This is a genomic window from Nocardioides sp. SYSU D00065 (assembly GCF_017916425.1).
Lineage (GTDB): Bacteria > Actinomycetota > Actinomycetes > Propionibacteriales > Nocardioidaceae > Nocardioides.
The window spans coordinates 18,407-38,590 of sequence record NZ_JAFMSX010000003.1 but is presented as its reverse complement, the minus strand read 5'-3'; the positions used below and the strand labels follow the sequence as shown (position 1 = coordinate 38,590).

The 20,184-nt window shown below is 73.5% G+C and carries 21 protein-coding genes and 1 pseudogene; 11 read left to right on the top strand and 11 right to left on the bottom strand.

Features of this window, described 5'->3' with window-relative positions; genetic code table 11:
* Positions 1-160: 160 nt before the first annotated feature.
* On the top strand, positions 161-1,096 hold the full coding sequence (locus J3P41_RS13685) for a serine/threonine-protein kinase (RefSeq protein ID WP_210650935.1): 936 nt from the start codon (positions 161-163) through the stop codon (positions 1,094-1,096).
* Here J3P41_RS13685 and J3P41_RS13680 read toward each other — a convergent pair.
* Positions 1,093-1,800 (bottom strand): alpha/beta fold hydrolase, encoded by a 708-nt coding sequence (locus tag J3P41_RS13680; RefSeq protein ID WP_210650934.1) that lies wholly within the window; start codon positions 1,798-1,800, stop codon positions 1,093-1,095. The two genes, J3P41_RS13685 and J3P41_RS13680, sit on opposite strands and share 4 nt — an antisense overlap.
* Before the next feature lie 82 nt (positions 1,801-1,882).
* Here J3P41_RS13680 and J3P41_RS13675 point away from each other — a divergent pair, with 82 nt between their 5' ends.
* Positions 1,883-2,833: a YafY family protein gene (locus J3P41_RS13675; RefSeq protein ID WP_210650933.1), complete on the top strand. Its 951-nt coding sequence runs from the start codon at positions 1,883-1,885 to the stop codon at positions 2,831-2,833.
* Here the strand turns inward: J3P41_RS13675 and J3P41_RS13670 are convergent.
* The 5 genes from J3P41_RS13670 to J3P41_RS13650 all read right to left on the bottom strand — a co-directional run bounded on the left by J3P41_RS13670 (position 2,830) and on the right by J3P41_RS13650 (position 6,013).
* The gene (locus tag J3P41_RS13670; protein WP_210650932.1) at positions 2,830-3,417 is read right to left on the bottom strand and encodes a hypothetical protein; all 588 of its coding nucleotides are present in this window, start codon (positions 3,415-3,417) and stop codon (positions 2,830-2,832) included. The genes J3P41_RS13675 and J3P41_RS13670 overlap by 4 nt on opposite strands.
* Positions 3,414-3,797: a hypothetical protein gene (locus J3P41_RS13665; RefSeq protein ID WP_210650931.1), complete on the bottom strand. Its 384-nt coding sequence runs from the start codon at positions 3,795-3,797 to the stop codon at positions 3,414-3,416. Before J3P41_RS13665 ends, J3P41_RS13670 begins: the two co-directional genes overlap by 4 nt.
* A 26-nt stretch (positions 3,798-3,823) precedes the next feature.
* Positions 3,824-5,023, bottom strand: a complete 1,200-nt coding sequence (locus J3P41_RS13660) for a C2 family cysteine protease (RefSeq protein WP_210650930.1) — start codon at positions 5,021-5,023, stop codon at positions 3,824-3,826.
* Positions 5,024-5,030: 7 nt separating this feature from the next.
* Positions 5,031-5,318, bottom strand: coding sequence for a hypothetical protein (locus tag J3P41_RS13655; RefSeq protein ID WP_210650929.1), 288 nt, complete (start codon positions 5,316-5,318; stop codon positions 5,031-5,033).
* Between the two features lie 62 nt (positions 5,319-5,380).
* A complete protein-coding gene (locus J3P41_RS13650; protein WP_210650928.1) occupies positions 5,381-6,013 on the bottom strand; it encodes a hypothetical protein in 633 nt (210 codons plus the stop codon).
* Between the two features lie 28 nt (positions 6,014-6,041).
* On the opposite strand from J3P41_RS13650, the gene J3P41_RS13645 reads away from it, so the two are divergent.
* Positions 6,042-6,230 carry a hypothetical protein gene (locus J3P41_RS13645; protein ID WP_210650927.1) on the top strand — a complete coding sequence of 63 codons (189 nt, stop codon included), beginning with the start codon at positions 6,042-6,044 and terminating at the stop codon, positions 6,228-6,230.
* Positions 6,231-6,585: 355 nt separating this feature from the next.
* Here the strand turns inward: J3P41_RS13645 and J3P41_RS13640 are convergent, their stop codons facing one another.
* A complete protein-coding gene (locus tag J3P41_RS13640; RefSeq protein ID WP_307861988.1) occupies positions 6,586-7,188 on the bottom strand; it encodes a LysE/ArgO family amino acid transporter in 603 nt (200 codons plus the stop codon).
* Between the two features lie 116 nt (positions 7,189-7,304).
* Here J3P41_RS13640 and J3P41_RS13635 point away from each other — a divergent pair, with 116 nt between their 5' ends.
* From J3P41_RS13635 to J3P41_RS13620, 4 genes are all read left to right on the top strand, one after another.
* Positions 7,305-8,099, top strand: a complete 795-nt coding sequence (locus tag J3P41_RS13635; protein ID WP_210650926.1) for an ABC transporter ATP-binding protein — start codon at positions 7,305-7,307, stop codon at positions 8,097-8,099.
* Between the two features lie 2 nt (positions 8,100-8,101).
* Positions 8,102-10,645 carry an ABC transporter permease gene (locus J3P41_RS13630; protein WP_210650925.1) on the top strand — a complete coding sequence of 848 codons (2,544 nt, stop codon included), beginning with the start codon at positions 8,102-8,104 and terminating at the stop codon, positions 10,643-10,645.
* 107 nt (positions 10,646-10,752) lie between these two features.
* A complete protein-coding gene (locus J3P41_RS13625; RefSeq protein WP_210650924.1) occupies positions 10,753-12,213 on the top strand; it encodes a peptide MFS transporter in 1,461 nt (486 codons plus the stop codon).
* Between the two features lies 1 nt (position 12,214).
* Positions 12,215-12,925, top strand: coding sequence for a ZIP family metal transporter (locus J3P41_RS13620; protein ID WP_210650923.1), 711 nt, complete (start codon positions 12,215-12,217; stop codon positions 12,923-12,925).
* A gap of 4 nt (positions 12,926-12,929) precedes the next feature.
* Here J3P41_RS13620 and J3P41_RS13615 read toward each other — a convergent pair whose 3' ends face one another.
* Positions 12,930-13,985: a DNA polymerase IV gene (locus J3P41_RS13615; RefSeq protein ID WP_307861987.1), complete on the bottom strand. Its 1,056-nt coding sequence runs from the start codon at positions 13,983-13,985 to the stop codon at positions 12,930-12,932.
* A gap of 47 nt (positions 13,986-14,032) precedes the next feature.
* Between J3P41_RS13615 and J3P41_RS13610 the strand changes: the two genes are divergently transcribed.
* Together J3P41_RS13610 and J3P41_RS13605 are read left to right on the top strand one after the other, a co-directional pair.
* Entirely contained in the window at positions 14,033-14,275 is a 243-nt protein-coding gene (locus tag J3P41_RS13610; RefSeq protein ID WP_210650922.1) for a hypothetical protein, read from the top strand.
* Between the two features lie 393 nt (positions 14,276-14,668).
* Positions 14,669-16,129, top strand: a complete 1,461-nt coding sequence (locus tag J3P41_RS13605) for a DNRLRE domain-containing protein (RefSeq protein WP_210650921.1) — start codon at positions 14,669-14,671, stop codon at positions 16,127-16,129.
* 119 nt (positions 16,130-16,248) lie between these two features.
* On the opposite strand, the gene J3P41_RS13600 is transcribed toward J3P41_RS13605, so the two are convergent.
* Genes J3P41_RS13600 through J3P41_RS13590 form a run of 3 tightly spaced genes read right to left on the bottom strand, consistent with a single transcriptional unit; the run spans position 16,249 to position 18,926 of the window.
* On the bottom strand, positions 16,249-17,463 hold the full coding sequence (locus J3P41_RS13600; protein ID WP_210650920.1) for a cysteine desulfurase-like protein: 1,215 nt from the start codon (positions 17,461-17,463) through the stop codon (positions 16,249-16,251).
* Positions 17,464-17,493: 30 nt separating this feature from the next.
* Positions 17,494-18,441, bottom strand: coding sequence for a succinylglutamate desuccinylase/aspartoacylase family protein (locus tag J3P41_RS13595; RefSeq protein WP_210650919.1), 948 nt, complete (start codon positions 18,439-18,441; stop codon positions 17,494-17,496).
* Positions 18,441-18,926, bottom strand: coding sequence for an ATP-dependent zinc protease (locus J3P41_RS13590; protein ID WP_210650918.1), 486 nt, complete (start codon positions 18,924-18,926; stop codon positions 18,441-18,443). The genes J3P41_RS13595 and J3P41_RS13590 overlap by 1 nt, the downstream gene beginning before the upstream one ends.
* Positions 18,927-18,981: 55 nt before the next feature.
* On the opposite strand from J3P41_RS13590, the pseudogene J3P41_RS13585 reads away from it, so the two are divergent.
* Both J3P41_RS13585 and J3P41_RS19420 read left to right on the top strand, forming a co-directional pair.
* Positions 18,982-19,839: pseudogene (locus J3P41_RS13585) on the top strand (RimK family alpha-L-glutamate ligase); the annotation flags it as partial.
* Entirely contained in the window at positions 19,837-20,169 is a 333-nt protein-coding gene (locus J3P41_RS19420) for a cation:proton antiporter regulatory subunit (RefSeq protein WP_374192890.1), read from the top strand. The pseudogene J3P41_RS13585 and the gene J3P41_RS19420, both read left to right, overlap by 3 nt.
* Positions 20,170-20,184 lie beyond the last annotated feature (15 nt).

Genomic DNA, 20,184 nt, shown 5'->3' with positions numbered 1-20,184 from the left:
GGTCCACCCGCAGGGAGGTGGCCCGGGTCGGCGCAGGAATGGGACCCCTGGTCCGCGGGTTAGCATCCTGCGCGGTGCGGACCTCGCGCCGGAACCGGACAGAAGTGGGGCACGCCTCGTGCACAGACTCGTGGCAGGACTGCGCCTCGGGGGCCGTTACGTGCTTCAGGAGCGCATCGCCTCGGGCGGCATGGCGGACGTGTGGAACGCGCTCGACGACGTGCTGCAGCGACGGGTCGCGGTCAAGGTGATGCGCGCCGACCCGGACAACGAGGAGGTCTTCGCCCAGCGGTTCCGCGACGAGGCGCGGCACTCGGCGGCGCTGATGCACCCCAACATCACCACGGTCTTCGACTACGGCGAGGACGACCACCTGTCCTACCTCGTGATGGAGCTCGTCCAGGGCCTGCCGCTGTCCGCAGCCATCCGCGAGCACGGCGCCCTGCCGCCCGAGACGGTGCGCTCGATCCTGGGGCAGGCGGCCCTCGCGCTCGGCACCGCCCACGAGGCGGGCGTCGTGCACCGCGACGTCAAGCCCGCCAACATCCTGCTCCGCGAGGACGGCGTGGTGAAGCTGACCGACTTCGGCATCGCCCGCGCCATCGACGCGATCGGCCACACCCGCGTCGGCGAGATGCTCGGCACGCCCAACTACATCAGCCCCGAGCAGGCGGTCGGCGGTCGGGCGACCGGTGCCAGCGACCTCTACGCGCTGGGCGTGGTGGCGCACGAGATGCTCACCGGCCAACGGCCCTTCGACCGTGGTACGCCGATCGCCACCGCGATGTCGCACGTCCACGAGGCCCCGCCGCCGCTCGGCGACGAGGTCCCCGCCGACCTGCGCGTCGTGGTCGAGGCGCTGCTGGCGAAGGACCCGACCGCCCGCCCCGAGAACGCCCGGGCGGTCGCGATGATGCTCGGGATGACGACCACCGAGCTGGCGGGACTCGATCTGGGCCTCGCGTCGGGCGTGGCCAGCGGCCACCTCGTCCAGCCCGCCACGCCGGCCACGCCCGTGCGACCGCTGCAGGCGGCGCGGCCCGCGGAGACGCCGACGGTCCCGGCCAGCGCTCCCGAGCTGCTCGACCAGCCCTAGGCGTCGACCCGATCCGCCGCCCGGCGCCGGGTCGCCTCGTCCAGCAGCGCCGCCAACGCGGCCGGCTGCGTGAACATCGGCCAGTGCCCGGAGTCGAGGTCGACCAGCTCGAGCGCCGTGGCGTCGGCCAGCTCCGGCACGTCGCCCGAGGCGATCCACTCGCGAGCCTGCTCCGGGCTGAACTCGGGGCACACCAGCGTCAGCGGCACGCCGTGTCGGCGCTCGTCGGTCCAGCGCACGACCGCCCGCGTGACGCCGGCGGGCACCGGGTGGGTCCGCTCCGCGACGGCGGCCCTGAGCTCGCTCGACATGTCGTCGGAGTCGGGGCCGGCGAAGGGCTCCCACCCGGGGAAGGGCACGACGTCGCCGTCGGGCTCGAAGAAGTCGGCGTACGAGGATCCGTCCGTGGCCGGGAAGCCGCCGATGAGCACCACGCCCGTCACCGCGTCCGGCCGGCGGTCGGCGGCCACCCAGGCCAGGGTGCAGGCAGCCGAGTGGCCCACGACGAGCGGCGCTCCCTCGGCGGCGTCGACCGCGGCCAGGACCGCCTGGGCCTGGTCCTCGTACGTCGCCGAGCCGGCACCGTCGCCCTGCCCGGGCAGCGTGAGCGGGATGCCGCGATGGCCGAGGGCCGCCAGCTCGGGCAGCACGTCGTCCCAGGCGGAGCCGTCGAGCCAGAGTCCGGCGATGAGCACGATGTCCATGGGTTCTCCTTCTCGGTTGGTGCCGCCACCGTAGGACCGATTCCGGACGCTCTACGACCGGTTGCGGTGGGAGGATCCGAGGATGAGCGAGATCAGTCCGACCGCGCGTGCGCTGCGCGCGCTGGACATCCTGCAGGCCCGACCCGGGGTCACCGCAGCCGAGCTGGCGCGACGCCTCGGGGTCACCGAACGAGCCGCCCGCCGCTACGTCGCCATCCTGCGCGAGGCCGACATCCCGGTCGAGTCCACCCGCGGACCCCACGGCGGCTACACGCTCGGGCGCGGACTGCGGCTGCCGCCGCTGGTCTTCACCGCCACGGAGGCGCTGGGCCTGGTCATGGCCGCCCTCGACTCCCAGCACGCCGTCGCGGACCCCGGCGACCCCGTCGGGTCGGCGCTCGGCAAGATCCTGCGGGTGCTGCCGACCAACGTCGCGCGCCAGGCGGTGGCGGTGCGGGAGACCGCGCGCACCGTGCCGGAGCGCTCGCCGGCGCGGCCGGACCCGGTCGTGACCAGCGAGCTCGTCGCCGCCGTCGCGGCCCAGCACCGGGTGCGGCTCGGCTACCGCACCGCAGCCGGCAACGAGCGCTCCTTCGAGGTGGACCCCTGGTCCGTGGTCGTCCGCTACGGGCGGTGGTACCTGCTGTGCCACTCCCACCACGCCGCCGCGCTGCGGACCCTCCGCGTCGACCGCATCACCCGGGTCGACCGGCTCGATGCGACGTTCGAGGTGCCGGCCGACCTCGACCCGGCCCGAGAGCTGGAGGCCAACCTCGCCACGGGCTGGGAGTACGCGACCCACGTCGTCTTCGACGCGTCGTTCGCCGACGTGCAGCCCTGGATCAGGCCCACCCTCGGCACCCTGAGCGCGCTGCCGGACGGTCGCTGCGAGCTCGTCGGCAGCACCAGCAACCCCGCGGCGTACGCCGGCGAGTGGCTCGCGGGCGTGCCGTTCGGCTTCACCGTCGTGGGCGGGGAGGAACTGCGCTCGGCGGTCGCCGCCGTGGCCGAGCGTCTCGCCCGAGCGGTCTAGCCGCCGCACTCCTCGTCCGTGGTCCTCACGCGTACGGCGACGGTGGTGACGCCCCTGCTCCGCAGCTCGAGCAGCGCCTCGGCGTCGTGGGCCACGAGCAGCAGCGCCCCGCCCGGGTCGTCGGCCACGGCCAGGTCGTCGAATCCGTGAGGTGCGATCGCGGGCCGGACGGCGTCGAGGACGTCGGCCGGGCGAAGCGCGACCGAGCCGGTGCCGGACCGCTCCACCTTCGCCACGCAGACGCCGGCGAACCGCTCGAGCGAGACCTCGGCACCGCTCCAGCGCAGGGCCGCGCCGGTGGCCTCGTCGAGGGCCGCGACGGCGGCGTCGAGCACGGGGGCGTACGTCCGCCGCGCCTGCCGCAGGTCGACCGGGTCGCTCGGCCGGCTGGGCTGCCAGGTGGGTGTGGCCTGCTCGCCGGGCGTCGAGGTGGACGGACGCGGGCTCGCCGGGCTCGTCGGGCTCGCCGGACTCTCCGGACTCGGCGGACTCGCCGGGCCGTCGCCCGGCGCCGCGCACGAGGTGCACACGAGGGCCGCGGCGAGCACCGGCAGCGCCCGGGCGAGGCGGGTCGCGGGAGTCACAGCGGCTGGTCCACCCAGGCGTCCACCGCCATCTTGACCAGCAGGGTGAACTCGGCGCCGCTGCCGTTGGTCGACTCGCAGACCAGGTGTCCCGACGGGCTGCCCGTCATGGCGGGTTGCTCGCGGAAGCCGTGGCGGCTGAGCACCGCGTTCACGGCGCCGGTCAGGCGCCGCGGCTCGAGCTCGGCGGTCCGGACGCCGATGGCGTTGACGGCGCCGACGCGCAGCGCGCGGCTGCCGTCGTGGCGGGTGACCTCCTCGGCATCGGTGCGGGGCGTCCAGGTCAGCGGACCGATCTCCCGGTCGAGGGCGCGCCGCAGCTCGTCGAGCATCGGCCCGTAGTCGGCAGCCAGCGCCTGGGCGTCGAGGTCGTGGGTCATGCGGAGTCCTCCGGTGGCTCAGTGGCTCAGTAGGGCGGGTTCAGCACGGCACCGTTGCTGAACCATCTCTCGTACTCCTCGGGCGTCAGGTGCACCTCGCCCGGGTAGTACTTGCCGTCGTGCCAACCACCGCCGGGGCCCCACGGATTCTGCAGGATGACGTTGCCGTCGGCGTCGAGGCCGCGCACGCAGTAGGTGTGCCCGGGCACGACCCTCTTGGCCGGGTCGACGTTGTCGGGCTGGGCCGGCGCGTTGGCGGTGTCGGCGGTGATCACCCCGCGCGGGTCCTGGTCCATCGCCCGCTCGATGTCTGCCGCCGAGGGCGGACCGGTGCGCGGCACGTCCTCACCGGTGATGCGCGCGATCGGCACCTCCTCGAACTGCCCGTTGGCGACGTCGCCGAACTCCTGCTGGATGGCCTGCTCGTAGACCGAGAGCCAGCTCGGCTTGTTGGTCGCCGCCTGCTGCGAGCCGTCCGTGGGCAGCGTTGCGGGGTCGACGCTGACGGTCACCGGCTCGCCGTCGCGGTAGAGCGTGACCTGGTAGGTGCCGGTCTCGGGGTCCCAGACCATGTGGCGGCGGATGAAGTCGGGGTCGGAGTGGGCGATGCCGATCAGCGTGGACAGCGTGGTGCAGTCGCCGTAGCGGTCCTGCGCGTTGAGGTCCGCCTGGAGCTGGATGCCGTCGTCGGACAGATCGATCGGGCCGTCGTTGGTCGGCGGCACGTCGATGCCCACGATCCCCAGCAGCGCGATGCTCGCGGCCCGGTCACGGTCGGTGGCCTGCATGAGGATCTCGCGGGCGGTGATCGTGAACTGTCCGGCGGCGGCGCGGTTCTGCAGGAACTCGACGAGGTTGTCGAAGGCCCGCGTCCCGGTGACGACGCCGGAGTCGTCGGGACCGGACATGTCCGGCGTGCCGGCCACCGTGGCCTGCAACGAGACCATCTGCTGGCGCAGGTCGCCCATCGCGATGGTGGCGTCGTCGATGACGACCCCCGCATCGTCGTAGGCGACGGCGAGCTCGCCCTGGGCGTCGGCCTGCTGTCGCAGGATCGCCGCGGCCAGCTGGCCGACCGGCGAGGGCCACGCCTGCGCGACCTTGGCGGCCTCCTGGTCGAGGTCGGTCTCGGTGCGCCGGGCCGCCTTGCCCCGCTCGCGCGACCACTCGGCGGCGCTCTGCCACGGGCCGGGCTCGAAGGCGACCAGCCGACTCACCGTGATCATCGCGCGATCATCCGATCCGCGACCACAGCGACCGGGCGACCGCGCCGGCGTCGTCGTCGGCGCGGCGCAGCAGCGTGGCGGAGACGTCGAGGTTGGCGGCGGTCGTCCGGACTCCCGCTGTCGCCTCGTCCGACGTGGTCTGCATCTGCGAGGCGAAGCGGCCGATCGCGTCGCTGAGGAGGAAGCCGGCGTTGCCGGGGTGCGCCGGTGCGCTGCCGCCCTCGAGGCCCGCGGCGACCGTCTCGAGGATGCTCGCGCTGCGCAGCACCTCCGTGGGGTCGATCTCGATGTCCATGCACACCACGATCCCCGCCTCGGGCTCGTCCCAAACGTCCGCGACAGGCGGGACGCGCGGGCTCAGGGGCCGACCGAGACCTCCGTGCCGAGGGTCCAGCCGTCGGAGATGGGCAGGTAGTCCCCGCTCCAGAAGGTGCCGGGGTCGTACCAGGTGGCCCGCCGGTCGTCGCGCAGGATGCCCATCTCGATGTAGCAGGTGGCGACGATCTCGGCACAGAACGCTGCCTCGGGGGTCGCCCGTCGACCGCGCTGACGGCGCGGGACGTAGGCGTCGCGGCCGCGCAGCCAACGCGCACCGAGCCGGGTCAGGCTCGGGAAGGAGACGCCGTCGAGCCGCGCCACCGCCCGCAGCATGCCGTCCTCCTGCTCGCGACCGATCTCCGGATGCAGCTGGCGCAGCCACGCGTCCTGGCGGTACTCGGACTGCCAGCGCGACACCGCCTCGCGCAGGTCGTGCAGCTGCACCCCGCGATGGTGGGCGCCGGTCCACATGTCGACCTGCTTCTTGCCGAGCTCGGCGTGGAAGATCAGCGGCGGGAGGTCGTCGACCACGACGGCCATGCCCACGTGGTTGACCGGCGAGTTGGTGACCGCCCGGATCGCCCGGTCCGGCGCTCGGCGACCGCGGAAGAGCCAGATGTCGCCGCTGCGGGTGAGGTCGACCGCCTGGTCGAGGGTCAGCGCCGGTGCCATGCCGGGAAGTCTGCCCTAGGCTCGCCGCATGCGCGTGTGGAAGCTGCTGGGTCTGGCCGGGATCCTGGCCGGGGTCGCCACGGGGGCGGCCGTCGCCCGCGACGAGCGCGTACGTCGCCACTACGAGCCCGCGGAGATCCGCCGACGACTGCACGCGCGCCACGACGAGGCCGTGGCCCGCGAGGCGAACGGCACGACCACGGTCGGCGAGGCCTGAGGCCGACCCGCCCTCTCCCCCCGGCCCCCGCGGCGGTGCGCCCGGTTGCGGGGCGCCCGGCTGCGGGGGGCGCCCAGTTGCGGGGGGCGCCCAGTTGCGGGCGCCCGAGTTGCGGGGTATCTAGGGACGAAGTGGTCGGCAAGCGGCCCGTTCGACCTACCAAGACGTCCCTAGATACCCCGGGCAGGGGCGGGGTGAGTTCCCCGGGCCGGAGCGCCCGGTTGCGGGGTATCTAGGGACGAAGTCGTCGGCAAGCGGCCCGTTCGACCTACCAGGACGTCCCTAGATACCCCGGGGCAGGGGGCGGGCGGGTACGCCCGGGGCAGGGGGCGGGCGGGTACGCCCGGGCGGGGGATCAGGCGCCGAGGGCGAGGCGCGCCGCGATCGCCAGCATGACCAGGCCGATCACCACGTCGAGGACCTGCCAGGCCCGCGGGTCCGCGAGACGCGGCGCCGCCAGCCGGGCGCCGTACCCCAGACCGGCGAACCAGGCGACGCTCGCCGCGCACGCACCCAGCGCGAACCACCAGCGTCCCGGGTCGCCGTGCGTGCCGGCGATGGAGCCGAGCAGGAGCACGGTGTCGAGGTAGACGTGCGGGTTGAGCCAGGTCAGCGCGACGGCGCGGACAACCACGCCCCCGCGCCGCTCGGCGGCGGCGTCGCCCACCGCCAGCGCCTGCGGGCGGCGGGCGCGCAGCAGCGAGCTGACGCCGTACGCGGTGAGGAACGCGACGCCGAGCCAGCGCACGACCTCGACGGCCCACGGGGCGCGGTCGACCAGGACGCCGATGCCGGCGACGCCGGCTGCGATGAGCACGACGTCGGACAGCGCGCAGACGGCGACGACCAACCCGACGTGGCTGCGGCGCAGACCCTGCCGCAGGACGAAGGCGTTCTGCGCGCCGATGGCCACGATGAGGGACAGGCCGGTCAGCAGCCCGGCGGCGAGGTCACCCACGCGCCCAATCTAGGGGGCCCGACCGGGGTGCCCGGACGGGCCCTGACAGATGTCAGGGTCGCCTGCGGGTCTTTTCCCATGGCACGGCGTCGGCAGGCGCTGCGAGACTTGCCGGCATGACTGAGCAGCCCACCGGGGAGGCGACGCGAGGCGTCGCGGCGAGCGCACAGGACCTGGTCAAGGTCTACGGAACCGAACAGGCGCAGGTGAGGGCCCTCGACGGGGTCACCGTCGACCTGATGCAGGGGGAGTTCACCGCCATCATGGGGCCCTCGGGATCGGGCAAGTCCACGCTCATGCACTGCCTGGCTGCCCTCGACACCCCGACGTCGGGCGAGGCCGTCGTCGACGGCACGTCGCTGCGTACGCTCAAGGACAAGGCGCTGACCACGCTGCGACGCGACCGCATCGGGTTCGTCTTCCAGGCCTTCAACCTCGTGCCGACGCTCACCGCCGAGGAGAACATCCTGCTGCCGCTCGACCTGGCCGGACGCAAGCCCGACCGCGAGTGGTTCGACGCGGTCATCGACGCGGTGGGCCTGCGCCCCCGCCTCCAGCACCGACCCAGCGAGATGTCGGGCGGCCAGCAGCAGCGCGTCGCCTGCGCCCGCGCCCTGGTGAGCCGGCCCTCGATCGTGTTCGCCGACGAGCCCACCGGCAACCTCGACTCCACCAGCTCCGCGGAGGTCCTGGGGTTCCTGCGCCGCTCGGTCGACGAGTTCGGCCAGACAGTGGTCATGGTGACGCACGACCCCGTCGCGGCGTCGTACACCGACCGCGTCCTCTTCCTCGCCGACGGTCGGATCGTCGACGAGCTGCGCGACCCCGACCGCGACGCGATCCTGGTGCGGATGGGCCGCCTCCACGACGACGCCGCCCGGCGGGCCGGCGCGGCCGAGAAGGCGGGTTGAGCATGTTCCGCCTGACGTGGCGCAACCTGCTGGCCCGCAAGGTCCGGCTGGTGATGAGCACCCTGGCGATCGTGCTGGGGATCGGCTTCCTGGCGGGTGTGCTGACCTTCAGCCACGGACTCGGCGCGACGTTCGACAACATCGTCGAGGGCTCGACCTCCGACGCCATCGTGCGGACCGAGGGCGAGGTGTCGTTCCAGGCCTCCGGTGCCGGGACGACGAGGCTGCTGCGCCCCGAGGTCGTCGACCGGCTGCGGGGGCTGCCGGAGGTCGCGGCCGCCGACGGCTCGGTCGACGGCGTCGGGGCCAACCTGCTCGACGAGGACGGCAAGCTCGTCGGTGGCAACGGCGCACCGACCCTCGTCTTCAACTACTACGACAGCGTCAACATCCAGGGCGAGCCGGTGCTGATCCTCGAGGAGGGGTCGTGGCCGACGGCGCCGGGCCAGATCAACCTCGACGTGTCCTCGGCCGAGCGCGGCGGCTACGAGATCGGTGACGAGGTCACCTTGCTGATGCCGACGGGCGAGCAGCGCCGGACCTTCGAGCTGGTCGGTACCTCCAACTTCAACGGCGGCGGCACGGCCGGCGCGACGCTCGCCCTGCTCGAGACGAGCCAGGCCCAGGACGCCTTCTTGGCGGGCGAGGACGCGTTCACGACCGTGACCCTGACGGCCGCCGACGGCGTCAGCCAGACCGAGCTGGCCGACGCGGCCCAGACGGTGCTGCCCGACGGCTTCACCGCGGTCACCGGCCAGGAGGTGATCGACGAGTCCGACGAGCAGATCGGCCAGCTGCTCGACCTCATCGGCTACTTCCTGATCGCCTTCGCGGTCATCGCGATCGTCGTGGGCGCCTTCATCATCTTCAACACCTTCTCGATCCTGGTCTCCCAGCGCGTCCGGGAGTCGGCGCTGCTGCGCGCCCTCGGCGCGAGCCGGGCCCAGGTGACCCGGTCGGTCCTGGTCGAGGCCTTCCTCATGGCCGTGCTCGGCTCCACCCTCGGCCTGCTCCTCGGCCTCGGGCTCTCCCGTGGCCTCGCGGCCGTCTTCCGGCTGCAGGGTCTCGACATCGCCGGCGAGGTGCTGGTGCTGACGCCGTCGACGGTCATCGCCGCGTACGCCGTCGGCGTCGCGGTGACGATGATCGCCGCCTTCGTGCCCGCGCGCCGCGCGGCCAAGGTGCCGCCGGTCGCGGCGCTGCGCGAGGACCTCGCGGTGCAGGAGAAGGCCCTGGGCCGCCGGCGCATCGTCCTGGGCACCGCGGCGCTGCTCGTCGGCGCCGCGCTCGTCGGGGCCGGGCTCGTCGGCGCGCCCGGGGCGGACGCCGGGTGGATCGGCGCCGGTGCGGTGATCTGGGTGATCACCGTCGCGGTGATGGCGCCCGTGCTCGGGCACCCGGTGCTGCTGGCGTGCCGCAGCGTCTTCGGCCGGCTGTTCGGCACGACCGGCAAGCTGGCCGGCGAGAACGCGCTGCGCAACCCGCGTCGTACGGGCGCGACCGCCTCGGCGCTGATGATCGGCCTGGCCGTGGTGTCCGCGGTCGGCGTGCTCGCCTCGTCGCTGAGCGCCACCAACGACGAGGTGGTCGACCGTGAGTTCCGCAGCGACTTCCTCGTGCAGTCGCCCACCTTCCAGGGCTTCTCCACCACGATCGGCGACGAGATGGAGCGGGTCGAGGGGGTCGAGACGGTGTCGCGCATGCAGGGGTCGGTGGCCATGGTGGACAAGGACCAGAGCTTCGTGATGGGCGTCGACGAGGCCTTCGGCGAGATCTACGAGCTCGACATGCGTCGCGGGACCCAGGAGATGAGCGGCGACCAGACGATCCTCAGCGCCAGCGCCGCCGGTGACCTGGACGCCGACGTCGGCACCACCGTGCCGGTCGCCTTCCCCGGCGGAGAGACGGTCGACCTCGAGGTCGTCGGCATCTTCGAGGACACGCCCATCACCAACGGGGTGACCCTGCCGATCAGCGTGCTCGAGGACGCCGGCCTGCGGCGCAACGACAGCCTGCTCAGCATCAACGTCTCCGACGGCGCCGACGTCGACGCGGTCCACGACGAGCTCGACGCCGTCGTCGAGGACGTCCCGATCGTCACCGTGCAGGACAAGGAGGGCTTCGCCGAGCTGATCCAGCAGCAGGTCAACCAGCTGCTGTTCATGATCTACGGACTGCTCGCGCTCGCGGTGATCATCGCGGTCATCGGCATCGTCAACACGCTGGGCCTCAGCGTCATCGAGCGCACCCGTGAGGTGGGACTCCTGCGCGCGATCGGGCTGTCACGGCGCCGGCTGCGGCGGATGATCACCCTCGAGTCGATCGCCATCGCGGTGCTCGGTGCCGTGCTCGGCCTGGTCGTGGGGCTGCTGATCGGTGTCGCGCTGCGCCAGTCGCTGTCCGAGGACCTCACGGTGCTCTCCCTGCCGCTCGGCTCACTGGCCGTCTTCTTGGCGGTCGCCGTGGTGTTCGGAGTGCTGGCGGCGATCATCCCCGCGGTCCGCGCCTCGCGGATGAAGGTGCTCGAGGCCATCGCGACCGAGTAGCCGCACCCCATGGGGACCGGCGGGTCCTGGGCAGGTGCCTGTGAGGCGCCTCACCGCGGCGACCCCCCGGGGGTGTGCGGCCGCTCGAGCGGTGGCACCGTGGGCGGGTGAGCGAGCAGACGACACGCGACAGCAGGAGCGACACCGGCTTCCTCGGACAGCCCGGGGTGCTGGCCAACCTGTTCGGGGTGGAGCTGTGGGAGCGATTCAGCTTCTACGGCATGCAGGGCATCCTGCTGATCTACCTCTACTTCTCCGCAGCGGACGGCGGCCTCGGCATCGACCAGGGCGTCGCGACCGGCATCGTCGGCGCCTATGGCGGCGGGGTCTACCTCTCCACCATCCTCGGTGCGTGGCTCGCCGACCGGGTGCTCGGCCCCGAGCGCACGCTGTTCTACTCCGCGGTGTGCGTGATGCTCGGCCACGTCGCGCTGGCCGTCCTGCCGGGACTGAGCGGCGTGGGCGTCGGCCTCGTGCTCGTCGCGCTCGGATCGGGCGGCGTCAAGGCCAACGCGACGTCGCTCGTCGGCTCGCTCTACGACGAGCACGACCCGCGGCGCGATGCCGGGTTCTCGCTGTTCTACATGGGCATCAACATCGGCGCCCTGGTCGGCCCGCTGCTCACGGGCCTGCTGCAGGACGAGGTGGGCTTCCACTGGGGCTTCGGTGCCGCCGCGGTCGGCATGGCGCTCGGCCTCGCGCAGTACGCCGCCTTCCGCGGCCGCCTCCCGGAGGAGACCCACCACGTCGCGAACCCGCTCCCCGCGGGCCGGCGCGCGGCGTACGCGGGCGGCGCGGTCGCGGCCCTCGTGCTGGTCGCGCTGCTGAGCTGGGCCGGGGTGATCACCACCGAGCGGCTCTCCGACATCGTCATCGGCATCAGTGCCGTCGCCGCGATCGCGTACTTCGCGGTGATCCTGACCGACAAGCAGGTCCAGGGGGTGGAGCGCAGCCGCGTGCTCGCCTTCGTCCCGCTGTTCGTGTGCAACGTCGTCTTCTGGGCGCTGTACCAGCAGCAGTTCACGGTGGTGACGATCTACGCCGACGAGCGCCTGGACCGCGACCTGTTCGGCTGGGAGATGCCCATCCCGTGGGTCAACAGCATCAACCCGGTCTTCATCATCGTGCTGGCCGGCGTCTTCGCGGCGCTGTGGACCAGGCTGGGCGAGCGGCAGCCGGCCACGCCGTTCAAGTTCGGCGCCGGCACCGCCCTCATGGGCGTGGCCTTCTTCTGCTTCCTGGCCATGCCCGGTGGCGAGAACAGCGCGCCGCTGCTCGGCCTGGTGGGCATCCTGCTCGTCTTCACCCTCGCCGAGCTGCTGATCTCTCCGGTCGGCCTCAGCGCGACGACCAAGCTCGCGCCGCGCAAGTTCGCGACGCAGATGATCGCGCTCTACTTCCTCTCGATCGCCCTCGGCACCGCCCTCGCCGGCACGCTGGCCCGGTTCTACGACCCGGAGGCGGAGGGACCGTTCTTCCTGTGGGTCGGCCTCGCCTCGGTGGTCACGGGTCTCGTCGTGATGGCCGCCAACAAGCCGATCCACCGGCTGATGGCGGGCGTCGACTGACATGGTCGAGTCGCTCGGCTGGGGAGCGCTGGCCGCCAGCTCGCTGGTCGTCGGTGCGCTCCTGGCCCTGCTCCGCTCCTGGCCGGCCCGCGTCGTGGGACTCGTGCTCGGCTTCGGCGCCGGGGCCCTGATCGCCAGCGTGTCCTTCGAGCTCGCCGAGGGCGGGCTCCGCATCGGTGGGGCGTACGCCGTGGCGGCCGGCCTGGCCGTCGGCGCTGCGGTGTTCTTCGCCGCCGACCGCCTCGTCGAGACGTGGGGCGCGCGCTCGGGCGGGTCGTCGGCGGGCGCGCCGCTGGCCGTGGGCGCCTTCCTCGACGGGATCCCGGAGCAGGCGGTGCTGGGCATCGGCCTCGCCGCGGGAGACGGCATCAGCGTGGCCCTGCTCGTGGCCGTCTTCGCGTCGAACCTTCCGGAGGCGGTCGGCTCCGCGGCCGACATGCGGGCGGCCGGTCACTCCCGCGGGCAGGTGCTCCGGCTGTGGGGCCTCGTCGCGCTCGCCTGCGCGCTGGCGACCGTCGCCGGCGCTGCGCTGGCGGAGTCGGTGAGCGCGCAGGCGCAGGCGTTCGTCGACGGCTTCGCCGCCGGCGCGCTGCTGACGATGCTGATCGACTCGATGGTGCCCGAGGCCAAGGCCAAGGCGCGCGACCTCGCCGGTCTCGCGACCGTGGTCGGATTCGCGCTGGCAGCCGGCCTCTCGCTCCTCGGTCACTGACCGCTCAGTAGCCGCCCTCGGGCGGCACCATCTCGCCGCGCACGCCCAGCAGCCGCACCGGGCGCGGATCCTCCAGCGCGAGGTAGAGGTCGAAGGCCGTGCGCGCCACCACCTCGACGTCGTACGTCGGCTCGGCCAGCTTGCGGATGCGGCTGTAGGTGAAGAACGGGACGAAGCGCACCTTGAGGTGCACCCGCTGCACCTGCCGGCCCTCGGCCCGCACGTCGTCGATCACCCGCGCGGCCAGCTCGGACAGGGCGGCCTGGACCTCCGCGGGCGTGGTGAGGTCTGCCTGGTAGGTCGTCTCGCGCCCGTGCGCGCGGGGCACCCACGGGGTGTCGTCCGGCCGCGTCCTGCCGCCACCCCGCCCGAGACGGCCGAGATGGGGACCGTTGGTCGGCCCGAAGGCGGCCACCAGTGCCTGCTCGTCGGCGCTGGCGAGGTCGGCGACGGTGTGGACGCCGATCGCCTCGAGCCGGCGGCCGATCTTCGTGCCGACGCCCCACAGGGCGGTCGTCGGGCGCGCGCCCATCACGTCCATCCAGTTGTCGCGGGTCAGCCGGAAGACGCCCTGCGGCTTGCCGAAGTCGGTGGCGATCTTGGCGCGAACCAGGGTGTCGCCGATGCCGACCGAGCAGTGCAGGTCGGTCGCCTCCAGCACCGCGGCCTGGATCGCCCGGGCAGTGGCGACCGGGTCGTCGGTCTCGACCCCGACGAAGGCCTCGTCCCAGCCCAGCACCTCGACGACCGCACCGGGGAACCCGCGCAGCGTCTCCATCACCCGCGCCGAGGCCTCCTCGTAGACGGGGAAGTCGACCGGGAGGAAGACCGCGTCGGGGCAGCGCCTGGCGGCGAGCCGGAGCGCGAGCCCCGACCGTACGCCGTGGGCGCGCGCCTCGTAGGACGCGGTGGAGACCACCGCTCGCTCGCTCGGGTCGCCCCGGCCTCCCACCACGACGGGCCGTCCGACGAGCTCGGGACGGCGCAGCAGCTCGACCGCGACGAGGAACTGGTCCATGTCGACGTGGAGCACCCAGTGCTGCGGCCCCTGCTGGCTCACCCGGCCATTGTGTCGGAGGCCTCCGACGGCGGGCGTACGGTCGGGGCATGACGAGCGACGACCAGACCCAGCCCGACCCCTACGCGCCGCACCCGGAGGAGTCGGCGTTCCCGACCGCCGGCGAGCGCGTCAGCGACGAGGAGCGGCAGGCCGCCCTCGATGCCGCGCCGGCGGGCAACGCGACCGTCGGCGACATGGTCGACGCCGGAGGCGTCGACTCGCGCGCCCACGAGCAGGGCGCCGGCGCGGAGGAGGTCGACGAGCAGGTCGAGGGGCACCAGGCCGACTGAGGATCGGGGCGGCGGACCCCCGCATCCAGGGCAGCGGTCCGTGCAGCCGTGAGGCGACTCACTGCTGAAAAGCGTCGGTCGATGTGCAGTCGTCGACAGGTTTGTCTAATGTCGACAAAGTAAAGAAACCGGTCCTCGTCACCGTGCGCGGACCGGGCACCACTCCTCGACGGGACCTGACGCTCGTCCCCGGCAGCGCCGCATCCAGCGCGCTGCACAGAACGTCCAGCGGTGCCGCGCGCGTCCAGCGCGCGCCGGCACGCGCACCTCCGGCGGCCGCGCACGCATGCCCCGGAGTCGGTGCGGCATGCCGCCGCGCTTGCGCTGGGACGGCCGGCAGCCGCCGAGGAGCACTGCGTGCTGAAGCCCCGACCCCCCTGGAGATCCACCCGCATGAAGAAGCTCACCCCCGTCCTGGCCCTGGCGATCGGCGCCACCGGCCTCGCGCTGACCCCGGCGGGAGCCGCGGCGAGCGACCTCGCCCCCGTCGCGGACTCCCACGTCGACGCGCGCTCCGCGAGCGCCAACTTCGGCGACAGCCGCGTGCTGGAGGTCGACGGCACCGCCGGTCGCCGCAAGCACGCGTTCCTCGAGTTCACCGTGCCCGCGCTCGCCTCCGGCGAGCGCCTCGACGCCGTCGAGCTGCGCCTGCACCCGCTGACCGCGTCGCCGCGCGGGATCACCGTCCACCGCTCCGGAACCGGGTGGGACGAGGACGCCCTGACGTGGCGCTCCATGCCCACCGAGCGGACGCTGCTCGGCACGTCCGACGCGCTGCGCGCCGGCACCGCCGAGGTCGTCGCCCTCGATGCCCAGCGCATCACCCCCGGTCGCACCCTCGCCCTGCGCGTGGAGACCTCCGCGCGGAAGACGCTCACCTTCGGATCGCGCGAGGCGCGCGCCGCGACCCGGCCGGTGCTGTCCGTGACGGTCGCCGACGCGCCGGACACCACGCCGGTCCCGACGCCGGTCCCCACGACGCCCGTCCCGACGACCCCCGTCCCGACCACGCCCGTCCCGACCCCCCCGGTCCCGACGCCCGCGCCGGGCAGCGAGGCGTTCCCGCCCGCCGCTCCGGTCGCCCCCAAGGTCATCGGGATGAGCGCCCCCGACTCCCTGTGGGACGCCCGGCTCCGTGAGGTCGGTGCCGAAGGCGTCACGGCGCGCCGCGTCTTCGCCGAGCTGACCGCCTCCGGCTCGAGCCAGCTGCCGCTCATCCGCCGGGCGATCGCCGACGGCATGATGCCGGTCATCTCCTACAAGGTCGCCGACCCGGCAGCCATGGCAAACGGCGCGTACGACTCCTGGCTGGCGACCCTGCGCGAGCAGCTCGTGGCCCTCGACGCCCCCGTCACCGCGACGTTCTGGCACGAGCCGCACGGCGACATGGATCCGGCCGTCTTCCGGGCCGCGAGCCACCGCTTCGTCGACGTGGTCGACGCCCCGGACATCGCCGTCGGCCCGATCCTCAACGGCTGGCTCCTCGACCGTCGCGTCGCCGACCTCGCGTCATACACGGACGCCGACCTGCTGCGCAAGTGGGACTTCGTCGCCGTCGACTCCTACCAGTCCGGCACCGCCGCCGACCCCGGTGCGTTGCTGCCCGCCCGCGCCATCCCGCTGCTGGCGCGGTGGATGGACTCGGTGGGGCACCCCGACAAGCCTCTCGGCCTCGGCGAGTACAACGGCTTCACCGCGCAGGCGATCGCCCAGGCGGGCGAGACGCTGCTGTCCACCCCCGAGGTGTGGTTCGGGCTGGCCTGGAACTCCGAGGCGAGCGGCTACGCGCCCCTGACCGGCGACCGCATCACGGCGTTCCGCGAGACCAAGGTCGACGCCCGCGTCCGTCGCTGAGGACCGGCCACCGGCGCTTCCGTCCCGAGCAGCCCCCCGTCGCCCCGCACCCGCGGGCGCGACGGGGGGCTGCGTCGCTCCGGGACCGGGTGACGCGCTGCGCCGGGCGAAGCGCCCGATCAGGCGGCCGGCGCCGCGAGGAAGTCGGCCAGCCCCTCGAGCAGCCGGTCGACCTCGGCGTCGTCGTTGTACGCCGCCAGCCCGATCCGCAGCCCGCTGTCGACCGGCAGCCCCAGCGCACGGAACGTCTCGTGTGCGTAGAACGTGCCGGCCGGGACCAGCACGTCGCGCGCCGCCAGGAACGCCGAGGCGTCCACGGGCGAGCGGTCGCGCAAGGTGAGGAACAGCGTCGAGGTGCGCTCGGCCGCCCGCGAGTGCACGGTCAGGCGGTCGCCCAGGGCGGCCAGGCCGTCCTCGACCCGGCGGCGCAGCCGGTGCTCGTGCTCGGCCACCACCGCCGCGGCCGCGACCAGCCGGTCGCGGCGCGAGCCCGGCGCGGGAGCCAGCGAGGCGATCACGTCGACCGCGGCGGTGACCCCGGCCAGCACCTCGTAGGGCAGCGTCCCGAGCTCGAAGCGCTCCGGCACCGCGTCACTCGACGGCACCAGCTTGTCGGGGCGCAGCGTCTCGAGCAGCCCGGGATCGGCGACCAGCGCGCCGCAGTGGGGGCCGAAGAACTTGTAGGGCGAGCACACCAGGAGGTCCGCGCCCATCGCGACCAGGTCGGGTGCGCCGTGCGCGGCGTGGTGCACGGCGTCGACGAAGACCAGCGCCCCGACCTCGTGGGCGCGGCGGGCCACGGTCGCGACCGGCGGGCGGGTGCCGAGCAGGTTGGAGGCCGCCGTGAGCGCGACCAGCCGGGTGCGCTCGTTGACCACCTCGTCGAGGTCGGACAGGTCGAGCTCCGCGGACGCCGGGTCCAGGCGCAGCAACCGCACGGTCACGCCGGCGCGCTGCGCCGCCTGGATCCACGGACGCACGTTGGCGTCGTGGTCGAGCTCGGACACCACGACCTCGTCGCCCGCCGACCACTCCTTCGCCAGCGTGCGGGAGAAGTCGTACGTCAGCGCGGTGGCGCTGCGGCCGTGGACCACCCCGCCGGGCTTCCCGCCGACGAGATCGGCCATGGCGGACCGGAAGCCGGCCACCGCGTCCTCGGCGTTGCGCTGGCTGACCAGCGCTGAGCCGCGCTGCGAGAGCGGCCCGGTGAGGGTCCGGGCGATCGCGTCACCGACCACCTGGGGGGTCTGCGTCCCGCCCGGGCCGTCGAAGTGGGCGATCCCCGAGGCGAGGGAGGGGAATCCGGCGCGGAACGCCGCCACGTCGAAGGACATGCCGCAAGCCAACCAGACGGCCGCGCGCGCTCAGCTGGCGATGTGCACGACCGCGTCACCGGAGTTCACCAGCGGTGCCTCTGTCCGGCCGATGACGATGCCGTCGCGGTCGGCGTAGACCGCGCGGAGGGTCTTGCCGAAGGAGTCGAAGAGCGTGCCGAGCCGCTCGCCGTCGCTGACCTCCTGGCCGAGGGCGACGTCGAGGTGCAGGATGCCCGTGCGCCGCGCGCGCACCCAGCCGCTGGCCCGGCACTCCCGGCTCGGCTCGGCGGCCGGCTCGTCGACCGCCTCGGTCATGCCCAGCGCGGCCAGCACCCGGCGTACGCCGACCACGCCGGCGTCCACCGCGTAGGCGTCGAAGCGCAGCGGCTCGCCCGCCTCGTAGAGCAGCACCTTGGCGCCCTGCTCGCGCGCGGCGTGGCGCAGCGAGCCGTCGCGGATCCGGGCGTGCAGCATCACGGGCGCGCCGAACGCGGCGGCGAGCTCGCGGGTGCGCGGGTCGTCGAGGTCGGCGCGGACCTGCGGCAGGTTGCTGCGCCGGTCCGAGCCGGTGTGCAGGTCGATGCCGACCTCGCAGCCGGCCACGATCTCGCGCATGAAGAGGTGGGCGATCCGGCTGGCGAGCGAGCCGCGCGCGGAGCCCGGGAACGAGCGGTTGAGGTCGCGACGGTCGGGGAGGTAGCGGTCGCCGGTCATGAAGCCGAGGACGTTGACGATCGGCACCGCCACCAGCGTGCCGCGGAACGTCTTGGGGTCGAGGTCGGCCATCACCTGGCGCACCACCTCCACCCCGGCGACCTCGTCGCCGTGGATGGCGGCGTTGATCCAGGCGCTCGGTCCGTCCTCGCGACCGTGCACCACGCGCACCGGCAGGGTCACGTCGGCGCCCGTCACCAGCCGGGTAATGGGCAGCTCCAGCGCCCGAGCCGACCCGGCGCGGATCCGCACGCCGCCGATCGCGAAGGACTCCCGGGCCACTACCTGCCCCAGTTCTTGCGGCGCACCGCGCGCCGGGGCCGGCCGCCGGCGTAGGACCGCGCGGCGTCCACGAGGAACCCGCGCTCGAGCGCCTCGCGCCCGATGAGCATCCGGAACCCCATCTCGTCGCGGTTGCTGAGCGTCATCACGGTCGTGATGGTGCGGCCGGCGAGGGTGACGTCCATCGCGACGGCGTAGCGCTGCTCGGCCTGGCCGTTGCTGCTGCGCACCTCGCGCCGGTCGAGCACCGGCAGCCGGAGCTCGACGGAGTCCTCGTCGGAGCGCTGCCAGGGGTGGAGGAGGAAGCGCACCCACTCCTCGCCGTCGCGCGCGAAGGCCTCGAGGCCGAAGGCGTGGATCGAGGAGGTCCGGGCGCCGGTGTCGATCTTCGCCTTGACCCACGGCACGCCGGCCTGCGGGAGCGCCACCCACTCGCGCCAGCCGACGACGACCTGCTCCGGGTCGGGCGGCTCGGCGGAGGACACGGGCCCATCTTGTCAGGTGGTCCGGTGCCTCGGCGGGCGTGCTTGTATGTCGCCCGTGAAGCTCGCCATCCTCTCCCGTGCGCCGCGCTCGTACAGCACGCAGCGGCTGCGGACCGCCGCGCTGGACCGCGGCCACGACGTCAAGGTGCTCAACACCCTGCGCTTCGGCATCGACCTCTCGGGAGACGAGCCCGACCTGCTGTTCCGCGGCAAGCAGCTCTCGACGTACGACGCCGTGCTGCCGCGCATCGGCAACTCGATCACCTACTTCGGCACCGCCGTCGTGCGCCAGTTCGAGCAGATGGACGTCTACACGCCCAACACCAGCTACGGCATCGCCAACAGCCGCGACAAGCTGCGCGCCACCCAGATCCTCTCGCGGCACAAGATCCCGATGCCGGCCACGACCTTCGTGCGCGACCGCGCGGACGTGATCCCGGCGATCGAGCGGGTCGGTGGTGCGCCGGTCGTCATCAAGCTGCTGGAGGGCACCCAGGGCATCGGGGTGATCCTGGCCCCGACGATCAAGGTGGCCGAGGCGATCATCGAGACGCTGCAGAGCACGCGGCAGAACGTGCTGATCCAGCGCTTCGTCAAGGAGAGCAAGGGCCGCGACATCCGCGCCCTGGTCGTCGGCGACCGGGTCGTCGCGGCGATGCGCCGCGTCGCGCAGGGCGACGAGTTCCGCTCCAACGTGCACCGCGGCGGGAGCGTCGAGTCGGTCGAGCTCGACGAGGAGTTCGAGCGGGTGGCGGTGCGCTCGGCGCAGATCATGGGGCTGCGCGTGGCGGGCGTCGACATGCTGGAGGGCCGCAGGGGTCCGCAGGTGATGGAGGTCAACTCCTCGCCCGGGCTCGAGGGCATCGAGACCGCCACCAAGCTCGACGTGGCCGGCGCCATCGTCGACTACATGGCCAACCAGGTCGCCTTCCCCGACATCGACGTGCGCCAGCGGCTCACCGTGTCGACGGGCTACGGCGTCGCCGAGATCGTCGTCCACACCGGCTCCGACATGGTGGGCAAGCGGCTCGGGGAGTCCGGGCTCGACGAGCGCGACATCACCGTCCTGACGCTGCACCGCGGGACGCAGGTGATCCCCAACCCGCGCAACAAGACGGTGCTGGAGGGCGAGGACCGGCTGCTCTGCTTCGGCAAGCTCGAGGAGATGCGCTCGATGATCCCCGACCGCAAGCAGAAGCGGGTGCGGCGCCTGATGAAGAAGCACCTGCCGCCCACGACGTAGGGACACGACGCGGCG